The 18167-nt window shown below is 58.4% G+C and carries 17 protein-coding genes; 14 read left to right on the forward strand and 3 right to left on the reverse strand.

The genetic code is table 11. The features are described from left to right. Positions 1-27 precede the first annotated feature (27 nt). Complete coding sequence (locus tag IM294_RS02550) at positions 28-933, forward strand: LysR family transcriptional regulator (RefSeq protein WP_126818104.1); 906 nt, start codon at positions 28-30, stop codon at positions 931-933. 23 nt (positions 934-956) lie between these two features. On the opposite strand, the gene IM294_RS02555 is transcribed toward IM294_RS02550, so the two are convergent. Beyond that, the gene (locus IM294_RS02555; protein ID WP_028013230.1) at positions 957-1385 is read right to left on the reverse strand and encodes an OsmC family protein; all 429 of its coding nucleotides are present in this window, start codon (positions 1383-1385) and stop codon (positions 957-959) included. 115 nt (positions 1386-1500) lie between these two features. On the opposite strand from IM294_RS02555, the gene IM294_RS02560 reads away from it, so the two are divergent. Further along, a complete protein-coding gene (locus IM294_RS02560) occupies positions 1501-2460 on the forward strand; it encodes a hypothetical protein (RefSeq protein ID WP_048958278.1) in 960 nt (319 codons plus the stop codon). 7 nt (positions 2461-2467) lie between these two features. On the opposite strand, the gene IM294_RS02565 is transcribed toward IM294_RS02560, so the two are convergent. Further along, positions 2468-3343, reverse strand: coding sequence for a LysR family transcriptional regulator (locus IM294_RS02565; protein WP_047365094.1), 876 nt, complete (start codon positions 3341-3343; stop codon positions 2468-2470). Between the two features lie 110 nt (positions 3344-3453). Here IM294_RS02565 and IM294_RS02570 point away from each other — a divergent pair, with 110 nt between their 5' ends. The 6 genes from IM294_RS02570 (at position 3454) to adhP (ending at position 10131) form a co-directional block, all read left to right on the forward strand. Further along, a complete protein-coding gene (locus IM294_RS02570; protein WP_193360297.1) occupies positions 3454-4305 on the forward strand; it encodes a Vmh family MBL fold metallo-hydrolase in 852 nt (283 codons plus the stop codon). Between the two features lie 232 nt (positions 4306-4537). Next, positions 4538-4753 (forward strand): biofilm-dependent modulation protein, encoded by a 216-nt coding sequence (gene bdm, locus IM294_RS02575; protein WP_023335793.1) that lies wholly within the window; start codon positions 4538-4540, stop codon positions 4751-4753. Between the two features lie 95 nt (positions 4754-4848). Further along, entirely contained in the window at positions 4849-4986 is a 138-nt protein-coding gene (gene sra / locus IM294_RS02580; RefSeq protein ID WP_008501714.1) for a stationary-phase-induced ribosome-associated protein, read from the forward strand. A gap of 176 nt (positions 4987-5162) precedes the next feature. After that, positions 5163-6860, forward strand: coding sequence for an NAD-dependent malic enzyme (locus IM294_RS02585; protein WP_126818106.1), 1698 nt, complete (start codon positions 5163-5165; stop codon positions 6858-6860). A gap of 351 nt (positions 6861-7211) precedes the next feature. Next, a complete protein-coding gene (locus tag IM294_RS02590; RefSeq protein ID WP_126818107.1) occupies positions 7212-8924 on the forward strand; it encodes an ABC-F family ATP-binding cassette domain-containing protein in 1713 nt (570 codons plus the stop codon). Positions 8925-9120: 196 nt separating this feature from the next. Then, positions 9121-10131, forward strand: coding sequence for an alcohol dehydrogenase AdhP (adhP, locus tag IM294_RS02595; protein WP_041909867.1), 1011 nt, complete (start codon positions 9121-9123; stop codon positions 10129-10131). A gap of 43 nt (positions 10132-10174) precedes the next feature. On the opposite strand, the gene IM294_RS02600 is transcribed toward adhP, so the two are convergent. Next, the gene (locus tag IM294_RS02600) at positions 10175-10681 is read right to left on the reverse strand and encodes an Rrf2 family transcriptional regulator (protein ID WP_028013240.1); all 507 of its coding nucleotides are present in this window, start codon (positions 10679-10681) and stop codon (positions 10175-10177) included. 130 nt (positions 10682-10811) lie between these two features. Between IM294_RS02600 and IM294_RS02605 the strand changes: the two genes are divergently transcribed. The 6 genes from IM294_RS02605 to IM294_RS02630 all read left to right on the forward strand — a co-directional run bounded on the left by IM294_RS02605 (position 10812) and on the right by IM294_RS02630 (position 18167). Next, the gene (locus IM294_RS02605; RefSeq protein ID WP_126818108.1) at positions 10812-12014 is read left to right on the forward strand and encodes an NAD(P)/FAD-dependent oxidoreductase; all 1203 of its coding nucleotides are present in this window, start codon (positions 10812-10814) and stop codon (positions 12012-12014) included. 140 nt (positions 12015-12154) lie between these two features. Continuing rightward, positions 12155-13774, forward strand: coding sequence for a TIGR04028 family ABC transporter substrate-binding protein (locus tag IM294_RS02610; RefSeq protein WP_126818109.1), 1620 nt, complete (start codon positions 12155-12157; stop codon positions 13772-13774). Between the two features lie 10 nt (positions 13775-13784). After that, on the forward strand, positions 13785-14729 hold the full coding sequence (locus tag IM294_RS02615) for an ABC transporter permease (protein WP_045260582.1): 945 nt from the start codon (positions 13785-13787) through the stop codon (positions 14727-14729). Then, entirely contained in the window at positions 14726-15577 is an 852-nt protein-coding gene (locus tag IM294_RS02620; protein WP_126818110.1) for an ABC transporter permease, read from the forward strand. Before IM294_RS02615 ends, IM294_RS02620 begins: the two co-directional genes overlap by 4 nt. Beyond that, complete coding sequence (locus IM294_RS02625) at positions 15574-17181, forward strand: ABC transporter ATP-binding protein (protein ID WP_126818111.1); 1608 nt, start codon at positions 15574-15576, stop codon at positions 17179-17181. Before IM294_RS02620 ends, IM294_RS02625 begins: the two co-directional genes overlap by 4 nt. Then, positions 17178-18167, forward strand: coding sequence for a putative FMN-dependent luciferase-like monooxygenase (locus IM294_RS02630; protein WP_126818112.1), 990 nt, complete (start codon positions 17178-17180; stop codon positions 18165-18167). Before IM294_RS02625 ends, IM294_RS02630 begins: the two co-directional genes overlap by 4 nt.

Below are 18167 nucleotides of genomic sequence, written 5' to 3' on the forward strand. Positions count from 1 at the left end.
CATCTACGGAAATAATCAGAGGTCATCATGGATCAGCTAATGGCGATGCGCGCCTTCACGCGGGTGGTGGAATCCGGCAGTTTTACCCGCGCGGCGGACTCGCTGAATATGCCGATCGCCACGCTGAGCAAACTGGTTAAATCCCTTGAGGCGCACCTGGCGATACGTCTCCTTCACCGCACGACTCGTCGGGTGGTCACGACGCCTGAAGGGCTGGAATACTATGAAAAAGCGCGCCGGGTGCTGATTGATATCGAAGATATCGACACCTCGTTTCGCGTTTCCCGCGCGACGCCCAAGGGACATTTGCGGGTTGACGTGGGCGGTTCCACCGCACGGGACGTGCTCATCCCCCTGCTGCCGGATTTTATGCAGCGCTACCCGGATATCCGTATCGATCTTGGCGTGGCCGATCGTCCGATCGATCTTATCAGCGGTAACGTAGACTGCGTGATCCGCGGCGGCCCGCTGAACGATTCAACGCTTATCGCACGTCATCTCGGTGACGCTCAGATGGTCACCTGCGCGACGCCGGGTTACCTTAAAAACCACGGCGTTCCGGCCTATCCGCAGGAGCTGCGCAACGGCCACAAGCTTGTTAGTTATCTCTCTCCCGTCACCGGGCGGCCGTTTCCGTTTCGCTTCCGGCAGAACGGCGAGGCGCTGGAAATCACTCTCCCGCACTATCTCGGTGTCAATGAAAGTAACGCTCATCTGGCGGCTGCCGCGGCGGGTCTGGGGATCGTTCAAACTTTTGAGTATTCAGCAAAGACCTATTTGCAGGCGGGAGCGCTGGTGGCGATTCTGGGTGACTGGCAGCCTGCCGCGTACCCGTTTCACGTGGTCTACCCGCAGAACCGGCATTTAACGCACAGACTGAAGGTGTTTATCGCCTGGCTGGCGGAGGTGTTCCCCGCCGCGCTGAAGGGATAGCCGGGCACAAACCCGGCTGTGATTTAGTTAAGCTTATAGTCCAGGGTAATTTCGGCCTTGAGCAACTGCGACACCGGACAGCCCGCTTTGGCTTTCTGAATAATGCCGTCAAACTGCTGTGGCGCAATGCCCGGTACGGTGACCTTACTTTGCAGCGCAACCTTAGTGATGGCAAAGCCGCCGTCGGTTTTATCCAGAGAGACGTCCGCGGTCGTATCAATCGAATCAGCGGTATAGCCCGCTTCACCCAGCATCAGCGACAGCGCCATGGAAAAACAAGCCGCATGTGCCGCGCCGATCAGCTCTTCCGGGTTGGTCCCCTTTTCACCCTCAAAGCGGGTGTTAAAGCCGTAAGGCTGTTGGTTGAGAACGCCGCTCTCGGTGGAAACCGTTCCTTTCCCGCGCTTAATGTCGCCAGACCAGTGTGCCGAACCGTGCTTATGAATCGTCATTCTTGCTCTCCTTTTGGCTTACAAAGGGTTAAGTATAGACTACGCATCTGACACGCCCTGGAACACAGACGATTCCGTGTCTTTCACCTGCTGTACCGACAACAAGGATAATGATATGACGCTAAAAATCAGGATGGCCGTCGCGGTAGCCACGCTGGCTCTCTCTCTTTCTTCACTGGCCAAAACGCCGGAAAACTTTATCTATACCAGCTCAGGCGATCTCGACGCGGCGCTCCCGCTGGTTGCGCGTGGCGACATCGGCGGCGTGCAGATCGTGTACAACTGGCGCCAGCTTGAACCCGAGAAGGACAGCTATGACTTCTCGCGGATTGAGCAGGATCTGGCGCGTCTTAAGGCCGCCCGGAAAAAACTCTTTATTCAGATCCAGGATCGTTTCTTTGAGCCGGACGCCCGCTACGTCCCGGACTATCTGATGCACGATAAGCAATACAGCGGCGGGATTGCGCCGCAGTTTGATAACCCCGGCGAGGGCAAGCCTGTCGGCGCGGGATGGGTAGCGCGTCAGTGGGACCCCACGGTGCGCCAGCGCTACCAGGCACTGCTGGCAGCGCTCGCAAAACGCTTTGATGGCGAGGTGTATGGCGTAAACCTGCCTGAAACCGCGATTGATATTGACGAGAAAAATCCGCCAGCGGGCTTCACCTGCGACAGCTATTTCGCGGGTGAGATGGAAAATCTGGCCTTTGCGCGCAAGGTTTTTCAGAAATCACATGTGGTGCAGTACGTTAACTTCTGGCCGTGCGAGTGGGATAACGACCACAACTATATGGGACGTCTTTTTGCGTATGCCAGCGCCAACAATATCGGCCTGGGCGGGCCGGACATTGTGCCCAACCGCAAGGCGCACATGAAGAATGCCTATCCCTTCTTCCATAAAAATAAACAGGCGCTGCCGCTCATCGCCATGGCGGTTCAGGAGCCGACTCTGACCTATAAGGATCCTCAGACCGGAAAACCGTTCACCAAAGCCGAGTTTGTCCGCTTCGGCGAAAATTATCTCGGGGCCGATATTATTTTCTGGAGCACGGCCTCTCCCTGGCTAAAGGCAAAATAATCGCCCCTCAGGCAAGGTGGCGGGACAGTTCGTCAAGAAACACGCGCAGCGCGGCAGGCTGGTATTCCCGTGACTGATAAATGCCGTGGATGGCAAGCGGTTTTGGCTCCAGCGACGCCAGTACCGGCACCAGTAATCCCTGCTCCAGCGCGGCGCGCGCTTCGCGCTCCGGCAGCATGGCGATGCCGCAGTGCTCGATCGCCGCGTTCATGAGCAGTGAAGAGATACTGGCGCTCAGGTTGCCGCTGACGGCCACGCTCAGGCTTTCGCCTTCCGGGGTCAGGAAGTGCCAGGACTGCCCCGCGAAAAAGCTGTAGTGCAGGCAGTTATGCTGCGCCAGTTCTTCGGGGCTGACGGGCGTGCCGTGCTGGGCCAGATACGCCGGCGAGGCGCAGAGCACCGATCGACACTCCCCCAGCCGGCGGGCGATCATGCCGGGCTCCGGGTTATCGGTAATGCGTACGGCGACGTCAATGCGCTCTCCCACCAGGCTGACCGGATGGTTGTTCACGTCCAGCTCAATGCGCAGCTGCGGGTAGCGCGAGAGCAGGCCGGGCAGGACCGGCGCAATCAGGTGCATGGCGGTAAAGTGCGCGCAGGCTACCCGCAGCGTGCCGGACGGCAGATCTTTTTCCGACTGACCTTCGATTTCCTGCGAGATCTGCGAGAGCGTCCGCGTTTTTTGCAGCACCTTTTCCCCTGCCGCCGTCAGCGTCAACTTGCGCGTGGAGCGGTTTACCAGCCGCGTCCCCGCCCACTTCTCCATTTGTTCAAGGTAACGGCTCACCATCGGCCGGGAAATGCCCAGCGCGCGGGCCGCCGCGCTCAGGCTTCCCAGCTCGCATATCCGGTTATAGACCTGAGCGGCAATAACGCGATCCATATAAGCTCCATCTGCTCGATTTATGAAACTAAGCATGTCTTGTTTCAGGAATTCTGGCAAATGAGAATATCCGTACAATAGAGACATTACTGAACAACAGAGACAACAGCATGAAACTCACTCATATTGCCCTGCTTTCCACCCTTTTCGCTCCGGCCGTTTTTGCCGCGCCGTTGACGATTGATACCTATAACCCGCAGGAAAAAGGCATTTTCGCGGTCTCCTCCACGCTCGTTTCCGGCCCGAAAGAGGCGGTGCTGTTTGACGCCCAGTTCAGCGTGAAGGATGGCGAAGCGCTGGTAGAGAAAATTCGCCGCAGCGGTAAAACGCTGAATAAGATTGTGATCACCTCCGGCGATCCGGATTTCTATTTTGGCCTGCAGCCGCTGGTGAAAGCCTTCCCGAATGCCAAAGTGGTGGCCACGCAGCAGGTGGTTGACCATATTAAGGCCACCAAAGACGCCAAGCTCGCCTTCTGGGGCCCGCAGATGAAAGACGGCGCGCCAACGGAACTGGTGGTGCCGCAGGTGCTCGCCTCCACCACCTTTATGATTGACGGGGAAAAGGTCGATATCGAGCAGCCGGACAGCTATGCGGCCTACGTGTGGATCCCGTCCGTGAAAACCATCCTCGGCGGCACCGGGGTCTCCTGGGGGATTCACGTCTGGACGGCTGATACTCAGACGCCGGCTTGCCGGCAGCAGTGGCAGCAGACCCTGGACAACATGGCCTCGCACAAGCCGGAACGCGTGATCCCAGGCCACTATCTGGGCACACCACCGTCCGGAACCGGGGCTATTGATTTTACCCGTGGCTATCTGCAGCATTTTGAACAGGCGTTGTCGGCACATAAAAACTCTGCGGGCGTCATCGGTGCACTGAAAAAACAGTATCCGGATCTGGCAGAAGAGAGCTCTCTGGAATTAAGCGCCAAAGTGAATACTGGCGAAATGAAGTGGTAATTTAAAAACGGCTCCTGCTATATTCCCGCGATAGCAGGAGCACCGCCATAATATCCGCACTGCCTCACGCCAATATATCCCTCCGTTTTAAAAGCGCATAAAAGCATGCACTTATGTCATTTTTATTTCTAAGATGAATCTGAGACACATCCGGGAAAATATTTGCCATTCTGTTTATGAATTAAATTTTTTGCGAGCCGTACCATTAAACAGACAACGACACGGAGGCAGCATGTTTACTTATTACCCGGCTAATACCACAGCAGCACAACCTGAACTCGTTAACGCGATTGCGCAGGGTCTTCACGCCGAGCACGGTGCTGTGACTGAAGATGACATTTTAATGGAACTGACCAAGTGGGTGGAATCCACGGATAATGACATCCTCAGTGACATCTACCAGCAGACCATTAACTACGTCGTCAGCGGGCAAAACGCACCTTTGTAAAAACCTGCTAAGCTGGATCTGCAACCTAAGGGGTTACATTTCGTTTGCGAAAGCAAACTGGTCCTTAAAACTATCAACAGGATTGAGGAGTTAACATGAAATCGAACCGTCAGGCACGCCACATTCTGGGACTGAACTACAAGCTTTCTAATCAGCGTAAAGTGGTGATTGAAGGCGACCATGAAACGCAAGTCACTCACGCCACCGGCAGAAAACGCCACGCGGGCAAGTAAGTTCCAGACTGAGATCCAGAACACCATCGGCAAAACCGATGGTGTTTTTGTTTATGTGTTGCGGTAATTAATATTTAGCTCCTTTATAATACCGCCCGACCGCACCCCGTAGCACAGGCCAGAAAGATGACAAACAGCAGTGTCAGGGACGGATCTTCAAAAAAAGAGTGAGTGACATGGACAACAAACTGAAAAAACATCGTTCCTTATATATCCCTTATGCCGGCCCGGTTTTACTCGAATTCCCCCTGCTCAACAAAGGCAGCGCCTTCAGCATGGAAGAGCGCAGCAACTTCAACCTGCTTGGCCTGCTGCCGGAAGTGGTTGAAACCATTGAAGAGCAGGCAGAGCGCGCGTGGATCCAGTATCAGGGCTTCAAAACCGAGATCGACAAACACATCTACCTGCGCAACATCCAGGACACCAACGAAACCCTCTTCTATCGCCTGGTGCAAAACCATCTCGAAGAGATGATGCCGGTGATCTACACCCCAACGGTGGGTGCGGCGTGCGAACGCTTCTCTGAGATCTACCGTCGCTCACGCGGCGTCTTTATCTCTTATCAGAATCGTCACAACATGGACGACATTCTGCAGAACGTGCCGAACCACAATATTAAAGTGATTGTGGTGACGGACGGGGAACGTATTCTCGGCCTCGGCGACCAGGGCATTGGCGGGATGGGGATCCCAATCGGTAAACTCTCTCTCTACACCGCCTGCGGCGGCATCAGCCCGGCGTACACCCTGCCGGTGGTGCTGGATGTCGGCACCAACAACCAGCAACTGTTGAACGATCCGCTGTACATGGGCTGGCGTCATCCGCGCATTACCGACGACGAGTACTATCAGTTTGTCGACGATTTCATTCAGGCCGTGAAGCACCGCTGGCCGGACGTTCTGCTGCAGTTTGAAGACTTTGCGCAGAAAAACGCGATGCCGCTGCTGAACCGCTATCGCGATGAGATCTGCTCCTTTAACGACGACATCCAGGGCACCGCAGCGGTGACCGTGGGCACGCTTATCGCCGCCAGCCGCGCGGCCGGCAGCCAGCTGAGCTACCAGAAAATCGTCTTCCTGGGCGCAGGCTCTGCGGGCTGCGGCATCGCCGAGCAGATTATTGCCCAGACGCAGCGCGAAGGCTTAAGCGAAGAGCTGGCCCGCTCCCGCGTCTTCATGGTTGACCGTTTCGGCCTGCTGACCGACGGTATGCCGAACCTGCTGCCGTTCCAGACCAAGCTGGTGCAGAAGCGCGAGAACCTGAAGAACTGGGACACCGACAACGAAGTGCTCTCCCTGCTGGACGTGGTACGCAACGTGAAGCCGGATATTCTGATCGGTGTTTCCGGGCAAACCGGTCTCTTCACCGAAGAGATTATTCGCGAGATGCACAAGCATTGCGAGCGCCCTATCGTGATGCCGCTGTCTAACCCGACTTCCCGCGTGGAAGCGACGCCGCAGGACATCATCGCCTGGACCGAAGGTAACGCGCTGGTTGCCACCGGCAGCCCGTTCGATCCGGTGGTATGGAAGGATAAAACCTATCCGATCGCCCAGTGCAACAACTCCTATATCTTCCCGGGCATTGGTCTGGGCGTGATCGCCTCCGGCGCGTCCCGCATTACCGATGAGATGCTGATGTCAGCGAGCGAAACCCTTGCGGGCTATTCGCCGCTGGTCAACAACGGCGAAGGGCTGGTGCTGCCGGAACTGAAGGACATTCACAAGGTGTCGCGCGCTATCGCGTTTGCGGTGGGTAAAATGGCGCAGCAGCAGGGCGTGGCGGTGAAAACCTCTGCCGACGCACTGCAGCAGGCTATTGATGATAACTTCTGGATGCCTGAATACCGCAGCTATCGCCGTACCTCGATTTAATTCTGCGCCCGAACCGTTCCCTCTCCTCATTGGGGAGAGGGTTACGATGAGGGGCAACAGACCGCACCATCGAATACCCACTAGCCAAACCCCCTTTCCCCCGCTACACTCCTTTCATCCATTAACCCACTGAATATATAAGGAGGCCAATTATGCTGTATCGTGAAATTTTCAATGTTTCACATACATTTGGTGATCGCACCAGCTCAAGCGTTATCGGTATCGTGCTGCGATAACTTCTGCTTGAGCGAAGACACCAACCCCTGAAATCCCTTCTCTCGGGCTTACTGAGTTATCGTCAGCGATGTTTGACGAGGCATAAACATGCCTGTAACTCTTGGGTAAGCAACAATGAGCACTTTACTCACTGCACAATCTTTACGCGTTGATACGGCGTTTGGCACGCTCTTCGACTCACTCTCCTTTACGCTGAAAAAAGGCGACCGCATCGGCCTGCTGGGCGACAACGGCTGCGGCAAAAGTACGCTTTTAAAGGTGCTGGACGGAACAGATATCCCAGCCGCCGGAACGGTAGCGCTGGCCGGGCACTGCCTGATGGCGCGCGTGGAGCAACATCTCCCGGACGCCATTTTCCCGCTGACCATGCTGGATGCCGTACTCGCGCAACTGCCTTTAGCTGAGCACGACAGCCTGCGCTGGAAAGCTGAAACGCTGCTGGCGAGCATGGGCTTCACGCCGCAGGATATGACGCTGCAATCCGCCACCCTGAGTGGCGGACAGCACACCCGCCTGCTGCTGGCGCGGGCGTTGATTCACGAGCCGGATCTGCTCCTGCTGGATGAACCCAGCAACCACCTGGATCTGCCGACCATGCTCTGGCTGGAACACTTTTTACAGAACTGGTCAGGCAGCTTCGTGCTGGTTTCGCACGACAGACAGCTGCTGGATGCCGTCACAAACGGCAGCTGGATCCTGCGTGATAAGACGCTGCACTACTTTGCCCTTCCCTGTACGGCCGCCCGTAAAGCGCTTGCAGCAAAAGACGAAAGCGATGCGCAGCGCCACAAGGCGGAGCAAAAGGAGATCGACCGCGTGACCGCCAGCGCCAAGCGGCTGGCGACCTGGGGTAAGGTTTATGACAACGAAGACCTGGCCCGCAAAGCCAAGCAGATGGAAAAACAGGTCGAACGACTCAAAGAGAGCCAGACCGCGCTCACGGCGGGCAGTCCATGGACGCTAACCCTGCGCGGCGACGCGCTGCGGGCGGACCGTCTGCTGGAGATGGAAAACCTCAGCGTCCCGCCTGCGCCCGGGCTACCGCCGCTGTTTAACATCGAAACGGCGCGGCTGAAAAGCGGCGATCGCGTGGCAATTGTCGGTCGTAACGGCTGCGGTAAATCGTCGCTGATGAAGCTTATCTGGCGACATTTTGTGGATGAACCGACGGACAGCGGGCTGAAAATCCATCCGCGCGTCTCGCCGGGCTACTACGACCAGACGCTGCATCAGCTGCCGGATGACGCCACGCTGCTCGACGCGCTGGAACCTTTCGCTCCCGACCCGCAAAACAGGAAGATGGCGCTCATCAGCGCCGGGTTCCCGTGGGCGCGCCACGGGCAAAAAGTCAGCACGCTCAGCGGCGGCGAGCGCTCTCGCCTGCTGTTCGTCGGGCTGACGCTTGCCCGCTACAGCCTGCTGATGCTGGATGAGCCCACCAACCATCTCGACATGGAAGGCAAAGAGGCACTGGCGGAAACGCTGCAACAGTTCGAAGGCGGCGTGCTGCTGGTCAGCCACGATCGCCAGTTAATTAGCCAAAGCTGTAACCGTTTCTGGCTGATTGAGGACGGCTGGCTGAGCGAGTGGCACGATGCTGAAGCCGTGTTTGAGCGGCTGCGTGAAAGCGCGGGGCTGGGAACATCAGCCGCGCCCGTCGTCACCGCTGGGGAAGTTCAACCCTCGCCGTACGACGATCTGCTGGAGCGGCTGATCGCGCTGGAAACGCTGCTGGAAGACGATCTGGCGCGTAAGCCGAAACATCAGAAGCCGCAGCTGCAGGCGCAATGGCGTAGAGAAATTGAGGAGATTGAAGCCCAGCTGTAAATCTGCGCCCGGCGAGCACCTCGCCGGGCCAGCATTTTCCCCCTTAATTATTAGAGGATCGCCGTATTCTTAATCTGAAATCGAATCAAATGATGACATTATGTTGCCGCAGCCTTGCATTACCAGGCTAATGTATTAATCCTTAAGGGGTACTACACCTGCTATGCAGATTCTTATCATGAACAAGGAGATACACATGAAGGCTGCTGTTGTTACTCAGGATCACCAGGTCAATGTCACTGAAAAAACCTTACGCCCGCTTAAGCATGGGGAAGCCCTGCTGAAAATGGAGTGCTGTGGTGTATGCCATACCGACCTCCACGTGAAGAACGGTGATTTTGGCGATAAAACCGGGGTAATCCTGGGCCATGAAGGAATTGGTATCGTGAAAGAAGTCGGCCCTGGCGTGACGTCGCTGAAAGTCGGCGACCGCGCAAGCGTGGCCTGGTTCTTTGAAGGATGCGGTCACTGCGAATACTGTAATACCGGTAACGAAACCCTGTGCCGTGACGTGAAAAACGCCGGTTACTCCGTTGACGGCGGCATGGCGGAAGAATGCATCGTCACCGCGGATTACGCGGTAAAAGTGCCGGATGGTCTGGATTCGGCGGCGGCCAGCAGCATCACCTGCGCCGGTGTCACCACCTACAAAGCGGTGAAAATCTCCGGTATAAAACCGGGCCAGTGGATCGCGATTTACGGTCTGGGCGGGCTGGGCAACCTCGCGCTGCAGTACGCCAAAAACGTGTTTAATGCCAAAGTCATCGCTCTGGACGTTAACGATGAACAGCTGAAGCTGGCCGCGAGCATGGGTGCGGATTTAACCATCAACTCACGCAGCGAAGATGCCGCTAAGATTGTGCAGGAAAAAACCGGCGGCGCGCATGCCGCAGTCGTCACCGCCGTCGCAAAAGCGGCCTTCAACTCGGCGGTAGATGCCGTGCGTGCCGGTGGCCGCGTGGTCGCCGTTGGCCTGCCGCCGGAAGCGATGAGCCTGGACATTCCGCGCCTGGTGCTGGACGGTATTCAGGTGGTGGGTTCGCTGGTTGGCACCCGTCAGGATCTGCAGGAGGCCTTCCAGTTTGCGGCCGAGGGCAAAGTAGTACCGAAAGTGACGATGCGTCCTATCGAGGACATCAACGCCATCTTTAAAGAGATGGAACAGGGCCAGATCCGTGGCCGTATGGTGATCGACTTACGCTCGTAAACACCTTTTGCCGGGTAGTGGCTACGCCTTACCCGGCTCATAGCTACGACGAACGACGAACTGAAATCCACTCCTGAACCTCAATCTGGAAGGTGTCCGGCGCTTTTCGGTACATTTTACGCGCCAGGTCGAGAATAGTATGACGCGCGAGCTCCTCTTCCATCCGCTGCTGCGCGCTGTCCATGACTGAACGTACTCCGCACGGGCCGTCGCAGACCCAGGCAGGCGGTGCTTCATCAAACACGGCCAGCCGCTGGCGCACTTCACGACATTCGAACATGTTTTTCTCGCCGTCAATGGCATGCGCCACATCCAGCACGCTGATCAGCTCCGCCGGACGCGCCAGCTTAAAGCCCCCGCCCTTGCCTTCCGTACTGATGACCAGCCCGGCACGTGACAGGCGTGTGAAGATTTTGCCGAGGTAGTCATACGGCACGCCCTGCAAGGCAGCCATCTCCCGGACGCTCATCTCACGCTCGTTGCCCTTCGCATCCACCATACACATCAGGCTGTGAATGCCGTATTCCACACCGGAACTGTAAAACGCCATGGTTAACTCCGAATTAGTGTTCGGAGCATTATAACGATTTTTAACTCAGAAAGAAGTTGTCGGAGTTAACTCCGACAAGTATAGTGGCAGTTATGTCAGGCATGAAGCCTGGCGGGAGAAAGGATCGAATATGAAAAAGCAGATTTTAATCGTAGGCAGTGGTTTTGCGGGTATGTGGGCAGCCGTGAGCGCGGCACGTCTCTCTGAGCAGCAGGGTAATAACAGTCTGGAAATTGCGGTTCTGGCCCCCTTACCTGAACTCCGCGTTCGGCCACGCTTCTATGAGGAGAAGGTGTCAACGCTGGTCGCCCCGTTGACTGACCTGTTTGCCGAGCTTGATATCACATTCATCGCCGGACACGCGGAACAAATTGATACCACGGCGAAAACCGTTTTATACCGGATGTCCAATGGCGCGCATGCTACGGCTTCCTACGATAGGCTGATCCTCGCTACGGGCAGCCAGACCAAACGCCCACCGATTGCCGGCCTGGCTGACTACGCCTTTGACATCGACCAGCTGGAATCCGCACAGGTATTTGAGCGTCACCTTGATTCACTGGCGTTACGTCCCTCCACGCCCGAGCGCAACACCGTGGTAGTCTGCGGAGGCGGCTTTACCGGCATCGAGCTGGCAACGGAGCTACCTGCCCGACTGCGTACCCGTTTTGGCGACAATACGGAGATTAAAATAGTCGTAGTTGAGAGAGGACCAGTCATTGGCGGCCGTTATAGCGACGCATTGCGTAAAACAATTGCAGAGGCGAGTGAGGCGCTGGGCGTTGAATGGCGGCTGAAGAGTGAAGTTGAAGCCATTGATGCTCACGGCGTAACGCTGAAAAACGGTGAACGTATTGCTGCTGCGACCGTCGTCTGGACCGCAGGCGTCGAGGCAAATCCTCTCAGCCTGCAGATAGGCGGTGAACGCGATAGCCAGGGCCGCCTGGTTGTGACAGAAACGTTGCAGGTCCCCGCACATCCTGACGTCTATGCCACCGGCGATATGGCTCACGCCAAAACAGACGATGCGGGCAACACGGCGCTGATGACCTGCCAGCACGCGATCCAGCTAGGGAAATTTGCCGGTCACAACGCTGCCGCCAGCCTGCTGAACGTTGCTCCTTACCCTTATCGTCAGGTGAACTATGTTACCTGCCTGGATTTAGGCGCGTGGGGCGCGGTCTATACCGAGGGCTGGGAACAGGCCGTCAAATCCGTCCGCGACGAGGCGAAGAAGATCAAAATCGCCATCACGAATGAGCTGATCTATCCGCCATTAGCAGACAAAACGGTCGCCTTTGCCGCCGCCGACCCGCTGGCGAAATTCGTTTAGGCCCCCGCCATCGCCCCGCTAACGGGGCGTTTTTATTTTCAGTTTCCGGCAATCCTTATCTTAATTCCTTTGTTCCCTTGTTTTCCCCCGCGCCCGATGATGAATCCGACGCTAACAAGAAGATAACAAAGGAATTCACCATGCAAACCCCATTTCGTCTGCCGCTGCTGACGGCGCTGATTCTGACGACAACCGCAGCCTGGTCCGCCGATGCGCCGGTCAAAGGCGGCACGCTGATTTATCTGGAGCAACAGGCGCACACCAACCTCTATCCGCCTGCCGGCGGCTTCTATCCGAACGGCGGCATTCTGAACCAGATCACCGACAAACTGACGTGGCAAAACCCAAAGACGCTGCAGGTTGAACCGTGGGTGGCCGAAAGCTGGGCCACCAACGCCGATAAAACCGAATACACCTTCAAAATTCGCCCGGGGATCACTTTCTCCGACGGCACGCCGCTGGATGCCAACGCCGTAGCAAAAAACTTTGATACCTACGGTTTGGGCAACAAGGCGCAGCGCCTGCCGGTGTCAGAAGTGATCAATAACTACGATCGCAGCGAAGTGGTCGACCCGCTGACCGTGAAGTTTTACTTCAAAAAACCGTCGCCGGGATTCCTGCAGGGCACCGCCACGATTGGGTCGGGTCTGGTCTCGCTCAGCACGCTGAAGCGCAACTTTGAAGAGCTAGGGGATGCCCGGCATATCATTGGCTCCGGCCCGTTTGTGGTGAAGGACGAGAAGCTCGGCCGCGAAGTGACGCTCGAAGCCCGTAAGGACTACCAGTGGGGGCCCAAAAGCCTGACGCAACAGGGTCCAGCCAATCTGGATGGCATCAAGTTTATCGTCACCCAGGAAGACAGCGTGCGCGTCGGCGCCCTGCTGGCCGGCCAGGCCGACTTTATTCGCCAGGTGCAGGCGTATGACGAAAAGCAGGCGACAGACCAGGGCTATAAAATCTACGCCGCCCCAACGCGCGGGGTGAACGACAGCATTAGCTTCCGCCCGGATAACCCGCTGGTCTCCGATATTCGCGTGCGCCAGGCGCTGCTGCATGCCACGAATGCAAAGCAGGTGGTCGAGACCCTCTTCTCGGCCAACTATCCGCAGGCGAAGTCGGTGATTGCCGATTCCGCCGCAGGCTTTGTCGATCTCAGCGACAAACTGACCTTTGACCCGGCAAAAGCGAATCAATTGCTGGACGAGGCGGGCTGGAAAGCGGGCAGCGACGGGATCCGCGCCAAAGACGGCCAGCGGCTGGCGCTGACGGTATATGAATCCCTGCCGCAGCCGCAAAATAAAGAGGTGCTGCAGCTGGTTGCCCAGCAGTGGCGTCAGGTGGGCGTAGTGCTGAACGTAAAAGCCGGTGACGCTGGCAGCCGCACGCTGGATAACCTTGATCCACAGAAAACCCCGTTAACCGTCTCCGAAGTGGGCCGCGCCGATCCGGACGTGGTGAAAAGCATGTTCTACCCGGCTAACCGCGACGCGCTGCTGCAAAAAGGCGGCTCCAGCGACAAGGTCAAAAGCTTCCGTGACGACAAGCTGAATGCGCTGCTGGTAAATATCTCCTCACAGGTCGATCCGCAAAAACGCCTGCAGCTGACCGGCGATGCCCAGCGCTACCTGCTGGATAACGCCTACGTCATACCGATTTTCGAGGAGCCGCAGGTCTTTGCCGGTGCGCCGTGGCTAAAAGGCGTCAATTTTGAAGCGGTCGGCCGCCCGTCGTTCTACGGCGCGTGGATTGAGAAACACTGAGGAGCTGACGATGCGCCACGCACTTCTTCAACGTCTTGGGCACGGGCTGCTGGTGCTGTGGGCCGCCTTTACCCTCTCGTTCGTGTTGCTCCAGGTACTGCCTGGCGACGCGGTGCTGATTAAATTTCAGAACCCGGACCTGGGCCTAAGCCCGGCGCAAATCGAGGAGATGCGCGTGGCCTACGGCGCGGACAGCCCACTGTGGCAGCAATACGGCCACACGCTGCTGGCGATGCTGCGCGGAGATTTCGGCTACTCGTTACAGGCAGGGGTGCCGGTCAGCGAGCTGATTGCCAGCAATCTGCCGGATACCCTGAGTCTTGCCCTGCCCGCGTTTGTACTCGCGGTCCTGCTGGCGTTTGCGCTGGCCTTTGCGTCGCGTCTGCCGGGTCTTCGCTGGCTGAGTAATACCCTCCAGTCTCTGCCGGTCCTGTTTATCTCCTTACCCACGTTCTGGCTGGGGATTGCCCTTATCCAGCTCTTTTCTTTCCAGCTGCGGCTGATCCCGGTGATTAACCCGACGCCGCTGCAGGGGCTGATCCTGCCGATCGTGACCGTCGCGATCCCGATCTCCGCCCCGCTGGCGCAAATTCTGATGCGCAGCCTGGACCAGGTGGCGACGCAGCCGTTTGTCGCCGTTGCCCGCGCCAAAGGACTGAGTGAAACCGCCGTCCTGTGGCGCCACGTCACCGGCAACGCGCTGCTGCCGGTACTCAATATTGCCGGGCTGCTGCTGGGCGAACTGATTGCCGGAGCGCTGATCACCGAAACCGTATTTGGCCGCAGCGGGCTCGGGCAGCTGACCCAGCAGGCGGTGAACAACCAGGACATCGCCGTGCTTCAGGCGGTGGTCATGATTTCCGCTCTCGGCTTTGTCCTGATCAATCTGCTGGTGGACCTGCTGATGCCGCTGCTGGATCCCCGTCTGCAAACCGTTACCGGAGGTGCATCATGAGCCTGGTCGATTACGCTGCCGCCGCGCGAAAACGCGTTCCCGGCTGGCAGGGCGTCGCGTGGCAGCCGGGACTGTGTCTGGCGTGGGCGGTGATTATTCTCGCGATTTTTGCTGCCGTAGCCCCCGGCCTGTTAACCCCCTACAGCCCGATTGAGGGCATCGCCGGAGCGCAACGTCTGGCACCGCAGGCGGGCCACTGGCTCGGCACCGATCAGCTTGGCCGCGATGTTTACACCCGCATTGTGTATGGTGCCTCCCACTCCCTGAGCGCAGCGCTCGCTGCCGTCACGATGGGACTGGTGGTGGGCACCGGTCTGGGGGTGATCGCCGGCGCGTTCGCCGGACGCGTCGAGTCTTTCCTGATGCGTTTTGTCGACGTGCTGTTGTCCATTCCCTCTCTGCTGCTCTCGCTGACGGTCATTATTCTGCTCGGGTTTGGCACCGTTAACGCCGCCATTGCCGTCGGCGTGGCCTCCATCGCCAGCTTCGCCCGCCTCGCGCGCGGTGAAGTGGTGCGCATCCGCCATACGGATTATGTCGAGGCGGCGTTTGGCAGCGGCGGGACGTTCCTGGCGGTCCTGTGGCGACACATCCTGCCCAACGCCTTAACCGCCGTCCTCGCCTTTGCCACGCTGCAGTTTGGTCAGGCCATTCTGGCGCTTTCCACGCTGAGCTTTCTCGGCTACGGCACCCCGCCGCCTGTTCCGGAATGGGGCTTATTGATTGCCGAAGGTCGTAACTATCTCTCTACCGCCTGGTGGTTAACTACCTTCCCCGGCGTGGTCGTCATCGCCGTCGTGCTTGCCACCAACCGTATCAGCCAGCAGTTCAGCGGAGGCCTGAAATGACCGTACTCTCGGTAGAAAACCTGACCATCAGCTACCGTACCGCGCGCCAGTGGCGCGAGGTGGTGCATAACGTCAGCTTCACCCTCCGGCGGGGGGAAATGCTGGCCTTTGTCGGCGAATCCGGCTCAGGCAAAACCACCACTGCACAGGCGATCATCGGTCTGCTGGCGGATAACGCCCGACGCGATGCCGGGAAAATCGTGCTCAACGGCGAGGAGATTAGCCAGTGGTCAGCGAAGCGTCTCGATACCCTTCGCGGCGCGCGAATCAGCCTGGTTCCGCAGGATCCGGGTAATTCACTCAACCCGGTGAAGACGATCGGCGTACAGGTCGGGGAAATTATTCAGCAGCACCAAAAGGTAACGGCACTCCAGCGCGACGAGCAGGTGCTCGCCCTGCTGACAAAGGTCGGCCTGAGCCATCCCGAACAGCGCATGAAGCAGTATCCGCATCAGCTCTCCGGCGGGATGAAACAGCGCGTGCTGATTGCCATCGCCATTGCCCTACGCCCGGATGTGATCGTCGCCGATGAGCCCACCAGCGCGCTGGACGTGACGGTGCAAAAACGCATTCTCGATCTGCTGGATATCCTGCGTCGGGAATCGGGTACTGCGGTTCTGTTTGTCACCCACGATCTGGCGCTGGCTGCCCAGCGCGCGGACAGGCTGCTGGTGTTTCGCAACGGTGAGGTTCAGGAGCACGGCGACACCGCCGACATTGTCCGCACCCCGCAGCACGCCTACACCCGCCAGCTGTTGAGCGATCTCCTGGGCCAGCGCCTGACCATCGCCCCGGTAGCTGGCCTTCCGCTGGCGTCACCGGCCATTCGCGCCCGCGCCATCAGCAAACGGTTCTCGCTGGGCAAAGGTCATCACCTTCAGGCGCTGGATCGGGTGACGTTTGACGTCAGGCGCGGCAGCACGCATGCGCTGGTCGGGGAATCCGGCTCCGGGAAAACCACCCTCGCCCGTATTTTGCTGGGTTTTGAACAGGCGGACAGCGGACAGGTCATTATTGATGATATTGATGCCACCGACCTCAGCCGCGAGGCCCGCCGCCAGCTGCGCCAGAAGATCCAGTTTGTCTACCAGAACCCGTTCGCCTCTCTCGACCCGCGTCAAACCCTGTTTGACATCATCGAAGAGCCGCTGAAGAACTTTGCTCGCCTCAGCAAGGCGGAGCGAAAGGTCCGTGTAGAGACCGTGGCGCAGCGGGTTGCCCTGCCCGTTGAACTCCTGACCCGCACCGCAAGGGAGCTTTCAGGCGGGCAGCGCCAGCGCGTAGCCATCGCCCGGGCGCTGATCCTGGAGCCGACTATTCTGGTGCTGGACGAGGCCACCTCCGCGCTGGACGTCACCGTACAGGCGCAGATTCTGGCACTGCTTCAGCAGCTGCAGCAGCAACTGGGATTGACCTACCTCTTCATCACGCACGATCTCTCTACCGTCCGCCGGATCGCCCACAGCGTAACGGTGCTGCGCAGCGGTCAGGTGGTCGAACACGGTGACGTCGAGACCTTATTCACGTCGCCGCAGAACGACTATACCCGCGAGCTGATTGCCGCCATTCCCCATTTTTCACCCGCTACGGAGGAGTTCGCATGACGCGAAAACGCCTGGGATTTTTCACCCGCCTGCTTGACGACGCCACGCCGAAGGAGCGCTATCGTCTGGCAACCGAACAGATCCGCCACGCCGAACGCCACGGTTTTGACAGCGCCTGGATTGCCCAGCACCACTTCCACGAAAGTGAAGGCGGCCTGCCGTCGCCGCTGCTGTTTCTGGCCCACGTTGCGGCGCATACCGAAACCATCCGCCTGGGCACGGCCATCATTACCCTGCCGATGGAAAACCCGCTGCGCGTGGCGGAAGATGCCGCCGTGCTGGATCAACTCGCCGATGGGCGTCTCGAAGTCGGTTTTGGTTCGGGCGGCACGCCGACCTCATTCCTGCCGTTCGGACTGACGTTTGAACAGCGCGGCGCGGCCTTTGCTGACTATTTGCATGTGATCCAGAGCGCCTGGCGCGGGGATTCGCTCACCCATCCGGATAATCACCTTTACCCGCCAGCGCCACAGCTGGCTGAACGGATCTGGATTGCCACCTTTTCCGTCGACGGTGCCGTTCGCGCCGCGCGGGCCGGACACGGTTTGATGCTCTCCCGCACGCAGCCGCGCCCGGCAGACCAGTTGGATTTGACGCTCGACGCGATCCAGAACCCGATTGTGGATGCCTACCTTGAGGCACTGCCTGCGGGCATTGCGCCGCGCATTCTGGCCTCCCGCACGGCGTTCGTCGCCGACAGCGATGACTACGCGCTGAAGGTCGCCACGCCGGGTCTCACCAGGCAGGCCCAGCAGCATCGCGCCGCTGGACATACGGTTAAAGGTGACGCTGTCACAGATTTTCGTCGCCAGTTCGACGCCCATATCGGTTCGCCAGATACGGTGCTGCGTTCACTGCATGCGGACTCCGTTCTCAGGCGCGCCACGGATATCTCGTTCCAGGTTCATTCGGTCGAGCCCACCCATCGCGACACGCTGCGATCCATCGAACTGATCGCCGAACATATTGCCCCCCACATCCTTTGA

It is taken from the genome of Enterobacter cloacae complex sp. P43RS (assembly GCF_014930585.1).
GTDB lineage: Bacteria > Pseudomonadota > Gammaproteobacteria > Enterobacterales > Enterobacteriaceae > Enterobacter > Enterobacter bugandensis.

What these genes read in the sequence shown, in the direction of transcription:
- IM294_RS02555 (WP_028013230.1), bottom strand. Translation starts at nt 1,385, where the DNA reads ATGACGATTCATAAGCACGGTTCGGCACACTGGTCTGGCGACATTAAG.
- IM294_RS02615 (WP_045260582.1), top strand. Translation starts at nt 13,785, where the DNA reads ATGCGCCACGCACTTCTTCAACGTCTTGGGCACGGGCTGCTGGTGCTG.
- IM294_RS02550 (WP_126818104.1), top strand. Translation starts at nt 28, where the DNA reads ATGGATCAGCTAATGGCGATGCGCGCCTTCACGCGGGTGGTGGAATCC.
- bdm (WP_023335793.1), top strand. Translation starts at nt 4,538, where the DNA reads ATGTTTACTTATTACCCGGCTAATACCACAGCAGCACAACCTGAACTC.
- IM294_RS02630 (WP_126818112.1), top strand. Translation starts at nt 17,178, where the DNA reads ATGACGCGAAAACGCCTGGGATTTTTCACCCGCCTGCTTGACGACGCC.
- IM294_RS02605 (WP_126818108.1), top strand. Translation starts at nt 10,812, where the DNA reads ATGAAAAAGCAGATTTTAATCGTAGGCAGTGGTTTTGCGGGTATGTGG.
- sra (WP_008501714.1), top strand. Translation starts at nt 4,849, where the DNA reads ATGAAATCGAACCGTCAGGCACGCCACATTCTGGGACTGAACTACAAG.
- adhP (WP_041909867.1), top strand. Translation starts at nt 9,121, where the DNA reads ATGAAGGCTGCTGTTGTTACTCAGGATCACCAGGTCAATGTCACTGAA.
- IM294_RS02585 (WP_126818106.1), top strand. Translation starts at nt 5,163, where the DNA reads ATGGACAACAAACTGAAAAAACATCGTTCCTTATATATCCCTTATGCC.
- IM294_RS02600 (WP_028013240.1), bottom strand. Translation starts at nt 10,681, where the DNA reads ATGGCGTTTTACAGTTCCGGTGTGGAATACGGCATTCACAGCCTGATG.
- IM294_RS02570 (WP_193360297.1), top strand. Translation starts at nt 3,454, where the DNA reads ATGAAACTCACTCATATTGCCCTGCTTTCCACCCTTTTCGCTCCGGCC.
- IM294_RS02560 (WP_048958278.1), top strand. Translation starts at nt 1,501, where the DNA reads ATGACGCTAAAAATCAGGATGGCCGTCGCGGTAGCCACGCTGGCTCTC.
- IM294_RS02620 (WP_126818110.1), top strand. Translation starts at nt 14,726, where the DNA reads ATGAGCCTGGTCGATTACGCTGCCGCCGCGCGAAAACGCGTTCCCGGC.
- IM294_RS02625 (WP_126818111.1), top strand. Translation starts at nt 15,574, where the DNA reads ATGACCGTACTCTCGGTAGAAAACCTGACCATCAGCTACCGTACCGCG.
- IM294_RS02590 (WP_126818107.1), top strand. Translation starts at nt 7,212, where the DNA reads ATGAGCACTTTACTCACTGCACAATCTTTACGCGTTGATACGGCGTTT.
- IM294_RS02610 (WP_126818109.1), top strand. Translation starts at nt 12,155, where the DNA reads ATGCAAACCCCATTTCGTCTGCCGCTGCTGACGGCGCTGATTCTGACG.
- IM294_RS02565 (WP_047365094.1), bottom strand. Translation starts at nt 3,343, where the DNA reads ATGGATCGCGTTATTGCCGCTCAGGTCTATAACCGGATATGCGAGCTG.